12 protein-coding genes are annotated in these 12,787 nt (G+C 69.8%); 3 read left to right on the top strand and 9 right to left on the bottom strand.

Annotation, left to right across the window (positions count from 1 at the left end; translation table 11 throughout):
* Positions 1-125: 125 nt before the first annotated feature.
* Complete coding sequence (locus ACKUB9_RS01020; RefSeq protein ID WP_407518696.1) at positions 126-941, bottom strand: putative hydro-lyase; 816 nt, start codon at positions 939-941, stop codon at positions 126-128.
* Positions 942-1,104: 163 nt separating this feature from the next.
* Between ACKUB9_RS01020 and ACKUB9_RS01015 the strand changes: the two genes are divergently transcribed.
* Positions 1,105-1,461 (top strand): helix-turn-helix domain-containing protein, encoded by a 357-nt coding sequence (locus ACKUB9_RS01015; protein WP_407518695.1) that lies wholly within the window; start codon positions 1,105-1,107, stop codon positions 1,459-1,461.
* A gap of 7 nt (positions 1,462-1,468) precedes the next feature.
* Here the strand turns inward: ACKUB9_RS01015 and ACKUB9_RS01010 are convergent, their stop codons facing one another.
* Positions 1,469-2,359, bottom strand: coding sequence for a LysR family transcriptional regulator (locus ACKUB9_RS01010; RefSeq protein ID WP_407518694.1), 891 nt, complete (start codon positions 2,357-2,359; stop codon positions 1,469-1,471).
* A 60-nt stretch (positions 2,360-2,419) separates the two neighbouring features.
* Complete coding sequence (locus ACKUB9_RS01005) at positions 2,420-2,872, bottom strand: Lrp/AsnC family transcriptional regulator (RefSeq protein WP_407518693.1); 453 nt, start codon at positions 2,870-2,872, stop codon at positions 2,420-2,422.
* Positions 2,873-2,973: 101 nt separating this feature from the next.
* Here ACKUB9_RS01005 and ACKUB9_RS01000 point away from each other — a divergent pair, with 101 nt between their 5' ends.
* The gene (locus tag ACKUB9_RS01000; protein WP_407519085.1) at positions 2,974-4,272 is read left to right on the top strand and encodes a D-amino acid dehydrogenase; all 1,299 of its coding nucleotides are present in this window, start codon (positions 2,974-2,976) and stop codon (positions 4,270-4,272) included.
* A gap of 37 nt (positions 4,273-4,309) precedes the next feature.
* Here the strand turns inward: ACKUB9_RS01000 and ACKUB9_RS00995 are convergent, their stop codons facing one another.
* From ACKUB9_RS00995 to ACKUB9_RS00985, 3 genes are all read right to left on the bottom strand, one after another.
* On the bottom strand, positions 4,310-5,854 hold the full coding sequence (locus ACKUB9_RS00995; protein ID WP_407518692.1) for a Na+/H+ antiporter: 1,545 nt from the start codon (positions 5,852-5,854) through the stop codon (positions 4,310-4,312).
* A 103-nt stretch (positions 5,855-5,957) separates the two neighbouring features.
* Complete coding sequence (locus ACKUB9_RS00990; RefSeq protein WP_407518691.1) at positions 5,958-6,173, bottom strand: hypothetical protein; 216 nt, start codon at positions 6,171-6,173, stop codon at positions 5,958-5,960.
* 79 nt (positions 6,174-6,252) lie between these two features.
* Positions 6,253-6,999 (bottom strand): YebC/PmpR family DNA-binding transcriptional regulator, encoded by a 747-nt coding sequence (locus ACKUB9_RS00985; protein WP_407518690.1) that lies wholly within the window; start codon positions 6,997-6,999, stop codon positions 6,253-6,255.
* 369 nt (positions 7,000-7,368) lie between these two features.
* On the opposite strand from ACKUB9_RS00985, the gene ACKUB9_RS00980 reads away from it, so the two are divergent.
* Positions 7,369-7,773, top strand: a complete 405-nt coding sequence (locus ACKUB9_RS00980) for a Ros/MucR family transcriptional regulator (protein WP_407518689.1) — start codon at positions 7,369-7,371, stop codon at positions 7,771-7,773.
* A 118-nt stretch (positions 7,774-7,891) separates the two neighbouring features.
* Here the strand turns inward: ACKUB9_RS00980 and lon are convergent, their stop codons facing one another.
* The 3 genes from lon to ACKUB9_RS00965 all read right to left on the bottom strand — a co-directional run bounded on the left by lon (position 7,892) and on the right by ACKUB9_RS00965 (position 12,728).
* Positions 7,892-10,315, bottom strand: a complete 2,424-nt coding sequence (gene lon, locus ACKUB9_RS00975; RefSeq protein ID WP_407518688.1) for an endopeptidase La — start codon at positions 10,313-10,315, stop codon at positions 7,892-7,894.
* Between the two features lie 268 nt (positions 10,316-10,583).
* Entirely contained in the window at positions 10,584-11,858 is a 1,275-nt protein-coding gene (gene clpX, locus ACKUB9_RS00970; protein WP_238233440.1) for an ATP-dependent Clp protease ATP-binding subunit ClpX, read from the bottom strand.
* 243 nt (positions 11,859-12,101) lie between these two features.
* On the bottom strand, positions 12,102-12,728 hold the full coding sequence (locus ACKUB9_RS00965; RefSeq protein WP_407518687.1) for an ATP-dependent Clp protease proteolytic subunit: 627 nt from the start codon (positions 12,726-12,728) through the stop codon (positions 12,102-12,104).
* Positions 12,729-12,787 lie beyond the last annotated feature (59 nt).

Genomic DNA, 12,787 nt, shown 5'->3' with positions numbered 1-12,787 from the left:
GGTGTGCAGGGCCAGGCGGACCTGCCCTTGCGTCATTCTGCTGTGGGTCTTGTGTCTGCACCATGTCCGCCACCTTACCGATGGCCGGCCCGGCGGCGGAGGCCGGGTGGCCGAGCCCCGGGTGATCAGAGCACCGCGAACTCCGCGTTGCGCCGGTCGGTGACGAGCATGGCCCCAGGCGCGTGGGTGATCGCGAAATCCGGCTTCGAGGCCGCGATCACCGACTGGGGCGTGACCCCGCAGGCCCAGAAGACCGGGATCTCGTCGGGGCGGATCTCGACGGGATCGCCGTAATCGGGCCGCATGAGGTCGCGGATGCCGATCGCCTCTGGCAGGCCGAGATGCACCGGCGCGCCGTGCACGGCGGGGAAGCGCGAGGTGATCTGCACCGCCCGAATCGCCTGCGCGGGCTTGAGCGGGCGCATCGACACCACCATCGGGCCGCCGAAGGGGCCGGCCGGGACGCACGGGATGCTGGTGCGGTACATCGGCACCCGCACGCCCATCTCGACGTGGCGCAGCGGCAGCCCGTCCTCGACCATCGCGGCCTCGAACGAGAAGGAGCAGCCGATCACGAAGGCCACGAGGTCGTCGCGCCACAGGTCGGCGACCTCCAGGCGCTCCTCCACCACCTCCCCGTGGCGCCAGACGCGGTAGCCCGGGATGTCGGTGGCGATGTCGAGATCCTCGCCCAGTTCGGGAATGCGGCGCTCGCCCGGAGCCGACACGCCGACGATCGGGCAGGGCTTCGGGTTGCGCTGCGCGAAGAGCAGGAAATCGGTGGCGAGGTCCTTCGGCAGGACCGCGAGGTTGCCCTGCACGTAGCCGTGGGCGAGGCCCGCGGTGCTGCCGGTGATCTCGCCGCGCCGGCAGGCGAGGCGCGCCTCGTGGCCGCTCAGGCGGGCGCGCTCGGCGGGGTTCCGGAGGGGGACGGTCTGCATCGGCACTCCCTTTGCCCAGGAATACGGCATGCTCACATCGTGTACGCTTAAGCGCCAATCGTCATTTCGCATCGATTTCGATAAGGTGAGCTTATCACATTGCTTCAACCGACCGCCTGTGACCCGAGTGCCCGCCGCAGCAACCGGCCCGAGGAGCGTCGCTATGGCCATCGTTAAGTTCCGGCTCGATCCCTCCGCTCCACCGCAGCTCGATCCGGAGACCAGGGCGCGGCTCGACGCGATGACGGAGGAAGAAATCCAGGCCGCCGCCGAAGCCGATCCCGAGAACCCGCCGCTCACCGAGGCCGAACTCCGCCGGGGATCGTTCGCGCGCGACGTCCGACGGGCGCGCGAGGCGCTGGGGATGAGCCCCGAGGGCTTCGCGGCCGCGCTCGGCCTCCCGGCTCCGACCCTGCGCGAATGGGAGCGCGGGCGGATCGATCCCGATCCTGCCGCCCGGTCGCTGATCCGGCTCGTCGCGGACGATCCGGGGCGCGCCGTGCGCCTTCTGGCAGGATGAGCGCGCATCAGGCGTGGCCTTGCCCGGCCACCGCGCAGGCGAGCCGGGCGGCGGGCGCGGCGAGGCCGCAATCGGGCGCGTTGGCGTAGGTGGCGGTGAAGCCGATGTCGGGCAGGCGGGCCTGCGTGGTCAGCACCCGCAACTGCCCGCTCTCGATCTCACGCCGGACGATCTCGGGCGGGATCACGCAGACCCCGATCCCCTCCAGCGTCATGCGCACGATCGTGGAGAGCGAGGCGTTGCTGTAGAGGCGCGGCGGCGGCAGGTTCGAGCGCGCGAGCAGGTCGTGGAGCTGGACGTACGGGTTGGTGTTCTTCGGGTAGGTGATGATGGGGAAGCGCACGAGGTCGGGGAGCGCCACCTCGCCCGGCCCGAAATCGAGCTGCGGGGCGGCGATCCAGGCCACCGAGTAGCTGCACAGGGGCAGGTTCACGAGGCTCGGCATGGTGATCGGCCCGACCAGGAAGGCGAGGTCGAGTTCGCGGGCGAGCAGCGCGTCGCGCATGTTGGGGGAGATGTCGACCGAGATGTCGACGGTGACGCCCGGATAGGTCTGGCTCATCGCCTCGATGAAGCGCATCAGCCACGTGTGCACGATGGTCTCCGAGACGCCGAGCCGCAGCACGCCCTTCATGGCGCCCGGGCTCGCGATGGCGGCCATCATCTCGGTGCGCAGGCGCAGGAAGCGCTCCGCGTAGACGAGGAGGTCGCGCCCCTTGGCGGTGAGGCAGACCGAGCGGGCGCGCCGCTCGAACAGCTTCACCCCGAACTCCTCCTCCAGCGCCGCGATGCGCTGGGACACTGCCGGCTGGGTCGTGTTCAGGCGCTCCGCCGCCTGCCGGAAGCTGCACAGGGTCGCTGTCCAGTAAAAAACTTCGAGGCTCCGCAGATCCGCCATTCCCCGCCCCGGCACCGGCCGCGATGATCATGCAGCAAGGAGCGTACCGCGCGCCAGGGATCACCCCCGTCCCCGCCCCACGACGGTGCGGATCGCGAAGCTCGACTGGATGCGCGCCACCCCGGGCAGGCGCGAGAGCACCTCCTTGTGCAGGCGCTCGTAGTCGCCCGCATCCACGACCTCGATCCGGACCAGGTAATCGGAGAGTCCGGTCATCAGGTAGCAGGAGCGCACCTCCGGGCAGCGGCGCACCGCCGCCTCGAAGCGGTTCAGATATTCCTCCGTCTGCCGGTCGAGGGTGATCTGGGTCAGCACCACCAGGGGCTCCGCCCCGTCCACCTCGTCGATGAGCGCCGTGTAGCCGCGGATGACGCCGCTGCGTTCGAGCAGCCGCAGGCGGCGCAGCGTCGCGGAGGGCGACAGGCCGATCTCCGCGGCGAGGTCGGCGTTGCTGATGCGCCCGTTGCCGCGCAGGACGCGCAGGATGCGCGCGTCGGTCTCGTCCCGCACCATGCGCAGATCCTTTCACGGGGCCGCAGATCCTGCCGTCTGGAGCATCCTTATCGCATCTCCTGCGCCGCTGCGGCGGGACATTCGGCGATCCTTGCGCGACACTGCGTGCATCCGGTTGCGCGGAGGGTGTTGCGATGCGGGTTCTCGTCCTCGGCGGCGGCGTGGTGGGCGTCGCCTCGGCCTATTACCTCGCCCGCGCGGGCCATCAGGTCACGGTGCTCGACCGCCAGCCGGCGGCCGGCCTGGAGACGAGCTTCGCCAATGCCGGCCAGGTCTCGCCCGGCTACTCGGCCCCCTGGGCGGCCCCCGGCATCCCCCTCAAGGCGATGAAGTGGCTGATGATGCGCCACCGGCCGCTGGTGCTGTGGCCGAGCCTGGAGCCGCGCCTCTACGGCTGGCTGGCGCAGATGCTGGCGAACTGCACCGAGGAGGCCTACCGGCGCAACAAGGGCCGGATGGTGCGGCTGGCCGAGTACAGCCGCGATGTCCTGCGCGAGCTGCGCCGGGAGACCGGCATCGCCTACGACCACCGCGAGAAGGGCACGCTGCAGCTCTTCCGCACGCAGAAGCAGCTCGACCACGTGGCCGAGGACACGGGCGTGCTCGACGCCTACGGCGTGGCCTACGAGGTGCTGGACCCGGCCGGCTGCGTTGCCGCCGAGCCGGCGCTCGCGCGGGTGAGCGGGCGCCTCGCCGGCGGCCTGCGCCTGCCTGGCGACGAGACCGGCGACGCGCACCAGTTCACGCAGCGCCTCGCCGGCATCTGCGCGCGGCGCGGCGTCGCCTTCCGGTACGGCGTCACGGTCGCGGGCCTGCGGCACGAGGGAGGCCGGATCACCGGTGTCGAGACGGGTACGGGCGAGGTGCTGCAGGCCGACGCCTACGTGGCCGCGATGGGCAGCTACACCCCGGCGCTGCTGCGCCCGCTCGGCCTCGCCCTGCCGGTCTATCCCGTGAAGGGGTATTCGCTGACGCTGCCCGTCACGGACGAAGCCGCGGCCCCGGTCTCGACGGTGATGGACGAGACCTTCAAGGTCGCAATCACCCGGCTCGGCGACCGCATCCGGGTGGGCGGAACGGCGGAACTTGCGGGCTTCAGCCAAACACTGCGCGGGCCGCGGCGCGCGACGCTGGAGCGCTCCCTCGCCGATCTCTTCCCGGACGGGGGCGACGCGGCGCGGGCGAGTTTCTGGACGGGCCTGCGCCCGATGACCCCGGACGGCACGCCCGTCGTCGGAGCCACGGCCTATCCGAACCTCTACACCAATACCGGGCACGGCACGCTCGGCTGGACGATGGCCTGCGGCTCGGGCCGGATGCTCGCCGATCTCGTCACCGGCCGCGCCCCGGAGATCGCCCACGAGGATCTGGCCGCCGCGCGCTACCTCAAGGCCGCCTGACCCGGGCCGGGTCCGCGTCGGCCCGGCCGCTCCCGGATCAGATCTCGTCGCGGGGCGTGGCGCTCAGCTCCGCCCAGTCCAGCTCCTCCTCCAGGTGGGAATAGGCGTCGTCGCCGATCGCGCCGCGCTGGCGCAGGCCGTGGATCGCCTCGCGGGCGGCCCGGATCGCCCGGCGGCGCGGCGCGTCCGCCGGCAGCGCGGAGGGCGCCCTCCCCTCCCGGTCCCGGTCGGCCTCGCGCAGGGCGGCCTCGAATTCCTCGCGCAACGCCGCCGTGTGCGGCGAGCGGTCCCCCGCGAGGCTGTCGAGGGCGGCGCGGTAGGCGGCGGCCCGGGCGAGGCCTGCCTCGCGCCCGACCACGTCGTCGCCGCGCAGGGAGAACCACGTCAGGAGTGGGCGCAGTGTCAGGCCCTGCACCACGAGCGTGCCGAGGACGATGCAGAAGGCGGTGAGCACCGCGAGGTCGCGGTGCGGGAAGTCCCGGGGCAGCGCCAGGGCGAGCGCCACCGTGACGACGCCGCGCATGCCGCACCACGCCACGACGGTGCCGGCGAGCAGGCTCGCGGGCTCGGGCCCGCGCAGGAGGCCGAGGCGCCGCGCCACCCGCGCCGTGCCGTTGGCACCCATCACCCAGGCGAGGCGCACCAGCACCGTCGTCAGCACCACGAGGGCGGCGATGAAGCCGGCATGCTCGCCCTCATGCGCCGTCAGCTCGTCGAGGATCGGCCCGATCTGGCTGCCGATCAGCACGAAGGCGAGCACGTTGAGGACGAACACCGCGGTCTCCCAGACGGCGTTCGAGGGCACGCGCAGGCGCGCGGGCGTCATGGTGGCCGAGAGGCGCGCCAGCGTGATGCCGAAGGTGACGACCGTGAGGACACCCGACAGGCCGACCCGCTCCGCCAGCAGCCAGACGCCGAAGGTCGAGACGAACTGCAGCACGATGGTGCTCGGCGCGTCGGCGACGCGGCGCAGCAGCCGGGCGTAGAGCCAGGCCAGCACCGGGCCGGCGACGAGGCTGCCCGCAACGCCGATCAGGAAGCCCGGCAGCAGGTCGCCGACCGAGGCGCCGCCGCTCACCGCCACCGCGACGGCGAGCCGGTAGATGATGAACGCCGAGGCGTCGTTGAACAGGCTCTCGCCCTTGAGGATGGTGACGAGCCGGTGCGGCAGGGAGACGTGGCGGAGCACCGAGAGGGCCGCCACCGCGTCCGGCGGCGCCACGATGGCGCCGAGGGCGATGCAGGCGGCGAGCGGCATGTCCGGCAGCAGCCAGCGCAGCACCAGGGCCACGGCCGCCGTGGTGACGCCCACCGCCCCGATCACCAGCCCGGCGATCGGCAGCCAGTTCGCCCGCATGTCGCGCAGCGACGTGTCGAAGCCGGCATCGAGCAGCACCGGCGCGAGGAACAGCGCGAGCGCGAGATCGGGGTCGAGCCGCAGTTCGGGCACGCCCGGCACGAAGGCGAGCCCGACGCCCCCGAGCGCGAGCAGCGCCGGAAACGGCGCCTTGAGGCGCCGCGCCAGGGCTGCCAGCAGCACGGCGGCCATCAGGACGCCGACGATCCATTCGAAGACGAGCATGGGCTCCGCCGCGCCGAAGCGGTGATCGCTTCGGCGAGAAATGCTGAAGCCGAAGACAGGTAGGACGGTCGGCGCCCGTTACACCCCGCCAGTATCGCGAGACTCAGGCGTCGGGCGGCAGTTCCGCCGTGAGCGCGGCAACCTCGCCGGGCCGCAGGATGTGTCCGTCCGCCATGATGATCCAGATGCGGCGCTCGCGCGGGGCCGCGCGGACCGTCCGCACCGCCTCGCGCAAGGTCACGGTTCCGCGATCCTGCGGCTCGTCGCCCTCGGCCTCGGGCCAGATCACGACCTGAGCCGGTTCATTCCAGTCCGTCATGGCGGCAGACCACCACGGCATTGGGGCAGGGGAACGGCAGGATTGGCCGTCCCAAGTCACGATGCCGTGTGATCCGCCGTCAGGCCTGCAGTTTCGCCAGGACGGCGTCCGAAACGGCGAAGTTCACGAAGACGCTCTGGACGTCGTCCTGGTCCTCGATCATCTCGACGAGGCGGATCAGTTTCTCGGCGGTCTCGTCGTCGACCTCGACGGTATTCTGCGGACGCCAGACCAGGGCGGTGCGGCGCGGCTCGCCGAAGCGGGCTTCAAGGGCCTTGGCGACGTCGCCCAGCGCGCCCTGCTCGCAGATCACCTCGTGGCCGCTCTCGTCCGACTTCACGTCGTCGGCGCCCGCCTCGATGGCGGCCTCCAGCATCGTGTCGGCATCCGCCACGCCCGCCTCGAAGGCGACGAGGCCGACGTGGTCGAACATGAACGACACCGCCCCGGTCTCCGCGAGGCTGCCCCCCGCCTTGGTGAAGGCCGAGCGCACGTCGGAGGCGGTGCGGTTGCGGTTGTCGGTCTGCGCCTCGACGATCAGGGCCGCACCGCCCGGGCCGTAGCCCTCGTAGCGGATCTCCTCGTAGGTCTCGGCGTCGCCGCCGGCCGCCTTCTTGATCGCCCGCTCGATGTTGTCCTTGGGCATATTTTCGGCGCGGGCGGCGAGGATCGCCGCGCGCAGGCGCGGGTTCATGGCCGGATCGGGCGTGCCGAGCTTGGCCGCGACCGTGATCTCGCGCGCGAGCTTGCCGAAGACCTTCGAGCGGACCGCATCGACGCGGCCCTTGCGGTGCATGATGTTCTTGAATTGCGAATGACCGGCCATGGGGCTCCCCGGGGCGATGCTGCGGGGGCGGAGATCTCCGGCAGGGGAGACCTCGACGCCGCCGCGATGAGACAGAGGCGGGTTATAGAGGCGGGGAGCGGCGAAGCACAATCAGCCGTGCGGGTGCGCGGCGGGACGGCCTGCCGTGGCGGTCACCCCGAATTGCCGAGCCCTGTCTGCAAGGCGTGTATTACCTCAACGCATGGGTAGACATCGATCCCGTCGAACGCCTCTCAAGGGGTCTCCGATCGTATCACAGGGCGCCCTTCCGGTTACTCTCGTGTAAAACTGTCGCATTCTGCGAAATAAACATTGACGCGATGGGCTGTTGAACGCATGGGGCTGTCACTCTGTGAACCGGAGCACACGATGCAGGACCAAGACCAAGAAATCGAACTGATCGAACGCGCCACCGACATCGTCGCGGCGTACGTTTCGAACAACTCCGTGCCGCTGGCCGATCTGCCCAGCCTGATCGGCGCCGTGCACACGTCGCTGGTGCGGCTCCGGGTGCCGGCGGCGGCCGAGCCCGAGAAGCCGGTTCCCCTGATGCCGATCAAGAAGACGGTGACGCCGGACTACCTCATCAGCCTGGAGGATGGCCGGCAGTACAAGTCGCTCAAGCGCCACCTGTCGACCCGCGGCCTCACCCCCGAGCAGTACCGCCAGAAGTGGGGCCTGCCGCACGACTACCCGATGGTGGCGTCGAACTACGCCGCGCAGCGCTCCGAACTCGCGAAGAACAGCGGTCTCGGCCGGCGCCGCAGCGCCTGACCGAGGCTCGCGCCCCGTCCGGCCGCTCGGCCCGCGCCGGGCTGCGGAACCCAAGGAAAAAGGCCCCGGACGTCGCCGTCCGGGGCCTTTCTCGTCGCGGTCAGTGGAGGAAGTGGCGTCAGTGCGCCACCAGCCCCGACGCGTCGTCCTCGCTGCGGTTCTGGGTCGAGGTCGGCAGGGTCTCGTCCCACTCGATCGCCTCGGGAACGCGCACCAGCGCCTTCTCCAGCACTTGGTCCATCCGCGAGACCGGGATGATCTCCATGCCGTTCTTCACGCTCGCCGGGATGTCGGCGAGGTCCTTGGCGTTCTCCTCGGGGATCAGCACCGTCTTGATGCCGCCGCGCAGCGCGGCCAGGAGTTTTTCCTTGAGTCCGCCGATCGGCAGCACGCGGCCCCGCAGCGTCACCTCGCCGGTCATGGCGATGTCACGGCGCACCGGGATGCCGGTGATGACCGAGACGATGGCGCTCGCCATGGCGATGCCGGCGGACGGTCCGTCCTTCGGGGTCGCCCCCTCCGGCACGTGGACGTGGATGTCCCGGCGCTCGAACAGCGGCGGCTCGACGCCGAAGTCGACGGCCCGCGAGCGGACGTAGGAGGCCGCCGCCGAGATCGACTCCTTCATCACGTCGCGCAGGTTGCCGGTGACCGTCATCTTGCCCTTGCCGGGCATCATGACGCCCTCGATCGTGAGCAGCTCGCCCCCGACCTCGGTCCAGGCCAGACCCGTGACCACGCCGACCTGATCGTCCGCCTCGACCTCGCCGTAGCGGAACCGCGCCGGGCCGAGATAGGTGTCGAGGTTGTCGGCCGTGATCGTCACGCCCTTCACCTTGGAGATCAGGATCTCCTTCACCGCCTTGCGGATCAGGTTGGAGATCTCGCGCTCCAGGTTCCGCACGCCCGCCTCGCGGGTGTAGCGGCGGATGAGGAGCAGCAGGCCGTCGTCGGAGATCGACCATTCCGCCGCCGCGAGCCCGTGCTTCTTGAGCGCGTTCGGGAGCAGGTGGCGCCGCGCGATCTCGACCTTCTCCTCCTCGGTGTAGCCGGCGATGCGGATCACCTCCATCCGGTCGAGCAGCGCCGGCGGGATGTTGAGAGTGTTGGCCGTCGTCACGAACATCACGTGCGAGAGGTCGTAGTCGACCTCCAGGTAGTGGTCGTTGAAGGTCGCGTTCTGCTCCGGATCCAGCACCTCGAGGAGCGCCGCGGAGGGATCCCCGCGGAAGTCCATGCCCATCTTGTCGATCTCGTCGAGCAGGATGAGCGGGTTCGAGGTCTTGGCCTTGCGCATCGACTGGACGATCTTGCCGGGCATCGAGCCGATATAGGTGCGCCGGTGACCGCGGATCTCGGCCTCGTCGCGCACGCCGCCGAGCGACATGCGCACGAACTCGCGGCCCGTGGCCTTGGCGATCGACTTGCCGAGCGAGGTCTTGCCGACGCCGGGAGGACCGACGAGGCAGAGGATCGGACCGGTCAGCTTGTTGGCCCGCTGCTGCACCGCCAGGTACTCGACGATGCGCTCCTTGACCTTGTCGAGGCCGAAATGATCGGAATCGAGCAGGGTCTGGGCGCCGAGCAGGTCCTTCTTGATGCGCGAGCGCTTGCCCCACGGGATGCCGAGCATCCAGTCGAGGTAGTTGCGCACCACGGTCGCCTCGGCCGACATCGGCGACATCTGGCGCAGCTTCTTCAGCTCCGCCATCGCTTTGTCGCGGGCCTCCTTCGACAGGTTGGTCTTTTCGATCTTGTCCTCGAGCTCGGCCAGTTCGTCGCGGCCGTCCTCGTCGCCGAGTTCCTTCTGAATGGCCTTCATCTGCTCATTCAGGTAGTACTCGCGCTGCGTCTTCTCCATCTGCCGCTTGACGCGGGTGCGGATGCGCTTCTCGACCTGCAGCACCGAGATCTCGCTCTCCATCAGCGAGAGCACGCGCTCCAGGCGCTCGGCGACCGTCGGGATCTCGAGGATCGCCTGCTTGTCGGAGATCTTGACCGCGAGGTGCGAGGCGACGGTGTCGGCGAGCTTGGAGGGCTCCTCGATCTGGACCACCGCCGAGACCACCTCGGGCGAGATCTTCTTGTTCAGCTTGACGTAGTTCTCGAACTCCGAGATCACCGAGCGCGCCAGGGCCTGCGCCTCGATGCGGTCGCCGAGGTCGTTGGGAAGCGTCTCGGCCTCGGCGGCGTAGAACTCGTCGGAGCGCACGAAGGTGCGGATCTTGGCGCGGCCCGCGCCCTCCACCAGCACCTTCACGGTGCCGTCGGGGAGCTTCAGCAGCTGGAGCACCGAGGCGAGCGTGCCGATGGTGTAGATCGCGTCGGTGGCCGGGTCGTCGTCGGTGGCGTTGACCTGGGTGGCGAGCAGGATGTGGCGATCGGCCTTGACCGCCTCCTCCAGCGCGCGGATCGACTTCTCGCGCCCGACGAAGAGCGGCACGATCATGTGCGGGAAGACCACGATGTCGCGCAGCGGCAGAACCGCGTAGGTCCCGGTCGAGCCGGGGACGACGGGCTGGCGCGATTTCGGCTGGGTCATTGACTGACTTCCTTGATGGGGGCGCCCTTGGCGTCCCGCGCCTTCGAGGATGAACAGGCGGGACGAGGGTCCGACCGGGCCGCGGGGGTCGGAGGGAGAGGCGGCCGGGCCGCGGCACCGCACCTCCGAGTGAGCGTGCGGCCGCCGCGTGAGGGTGAGGTGGCCCCTGGCGGCGCTTCTTTCAAGCGCCGTGCCACCCCGGCCGCATGGTTAAGCCTCTGGGTTGAGACGCGAAGGGCCGCCGCATCGCGGCGGCCCTCCAGAGCCGTCAGGCGCTGACGCTCGCGGGCGGAGCGTCCTTGTTGCGGTCCCCGTGGATGTAGAGGGGCCGCGCCTTGCCATCGACCACCTCCGGGCCGATGACCACCTGCTCCACCGAGTCGAGCCCGGGCAGGTCGTACATCGTCTCCAAGAGGATGCTCTCCAGGATGGAGCGCAGGCCGCGGGCGCCGGTCTTGCGCTCGATCGCCTTGCGGGCGACGAGGGTGAGCGCCTCCTCCTGGAAGGTGAGGTCGACGTTCTCCATCTCGAACAGGCGCTGGTACTGCTTGACGAGCGCGTTCTTGGGCTCCTGCAGGATCCGCTTGAGCGCGACCTCGTCGAGGTCCTCGAGGGTCGCGAGCACCGGCAGGCGGCCGACGAATTCGGGGATCAGCCCGAATTTCAGCAGGTCCTCCGGCTCGACGTTGCGGAAGATCTCGCCGGTGCGGCGGTCGTCCGGGGCCTGGACGGTGGCGCCGAAGCCGATCGACGTGCCCTTGCCGCGGGCCGAGATGATCCGCTCCAGCCCCGCGAAGGCGCCGCCGCAGATGAACAGGATGTTCGTCGTGTCGACCTGCAGAAATTCCTGCTGCGGGTGCTTGCGCCCGCCCTGGGGCGGCACGCTCGCCACCGTCCCTTCCATGATCTTGAGGAGCGCCTGCTGCACGCCCTCGCCCGAGACGTCCCGGGTGATCGACGGGTTGTCGGACTTGCGCGAGATCTTGTCGATCTCGTCGATGTAGACGATGCCGCGCTGCGCCCGCTCCACGTTGTAGTCGGAGGCCTGGAGCAGCTTCAGGATGATGTTCTCGACGTCCTCGCCGACGTAGCCGGCTTCCGTGAGCGTCGTGGCGTCGGCCATCGTGAAGGGCACGTCGAGGATGCGGGCGAGCGTCTGGGCCAGCAGCGTCTTGCCCGACCCGGTCGGGCCGATCAGCAGGATGTTGGACTTCGCCAGCTCGACGTCGTTGTGCTTGGTCGCATGCGCCAGGCGCTTGTAGTGGTTATGCACCGCAACCGACAGGACCTTCTTGGCAAAGTCCTGCCCGATGACGTAATCATCGAGGACTCGCCGAATTTCCTTGGGGGTTGGTACGCCGTCCCGCGACTTCACCAGCGAGGACTTCGATTCCTCGCGAATGATGTCCATGCACAGCTCGACGCACTCATCGCAGATGAAGACGGTCGGGCCCGCGATCAGCTTGCGGACCTCATGCTGGCTCTTGCCGCAGAACGAGCAGTACAGCGTGCTCTTCGAGTCGTTGCCGCCAGCCTTGCTCATATGGGTCTCCAAGTCCCCGACGGGCCATCGCCCCGAGGGCGAGGGCCGCGTCCCTCTAGATAGTGGCACCCGGCTAAAGAAACAGTCACCGCCTTCGCCCACGCGGCCGGGTGCCCGACGCAGAATCGCGATGCAAACACGCAGCCACCTCCGGATCAATCCCACGAAAGCGACACGGCCTCGCCAAAAGGCCGCATCGCGTCCGGGCTCGGATAATCCCGAGGGGACCGGTGGCGTTCCGGCTCAGGCGGCGGGCGCCTCGGCCCGCTTCTGCAGCACCTCGTCGATCAGGCCCCACTCCTTGGCCGCGTCCGCGGTCATGAAGTTGTCGCGCTCCAGGCCCTGCTCGATGGCGTCGTAGTCGCGCCCCGTGTGCTTGACGTAGATCTCGTTGAGGCGCCGCTTCAGGGCCTCGATCTCGCGGGCGTGGATCAGGATGTCGGTGGCCTGGCCCTGGAAGCCGCCGGAGGGCTGGTGCACCATGATCCGGGCGTTCGGCAGGGCGAAGCGGTGGCCGGCCTCGCCGGCCGCCAGCAGGAGCGAGCCCATCGAGGCCGCCTGGCCGACGCAGAGCGTCGCCACGGGGCAGCGGATGAACTGCATCGTGTCGTAGATCGACAGGCCGGAGGTGACCACGCCGCCCGGCGAGTTGATGTAGAAGGAGATCTCCTTCTTCGGGTTCTCGGCTTCGAGGAACAGCAGCTGCGCCACGATCAGCGAGGCGGAGTAGTCCTCGACCGGCCCGGTCAGGAAGATGATGCGTTCGCGCAACAGGCGCGAGTAAATGTCGAAGGCGCGCTCGCCGCGGCTCGACTGCTCGACCACCATGGGCACGAGCGCGCTGTTGTAATAATCGACGGGATCTCTCATCGGGGTGGCCCTGCGAGTGGGAAACCCGGCCGCGCCGCTGCGGCCGGGGTGTCGGCGGA

This window comes from Methylobacterium oryzisoli (assembly GCF_046557895.1).
Classification (GTDB): Bacteria; Pseudomonadota; Alphaproteobacteria; order Rhizobiales; family Beijerinckiaceae; genus Methylobacterium; species Methylobacterium oryzisoli.
This window is presented reverse-complemented; position numbering and strand designations above follow the sequence as displayed.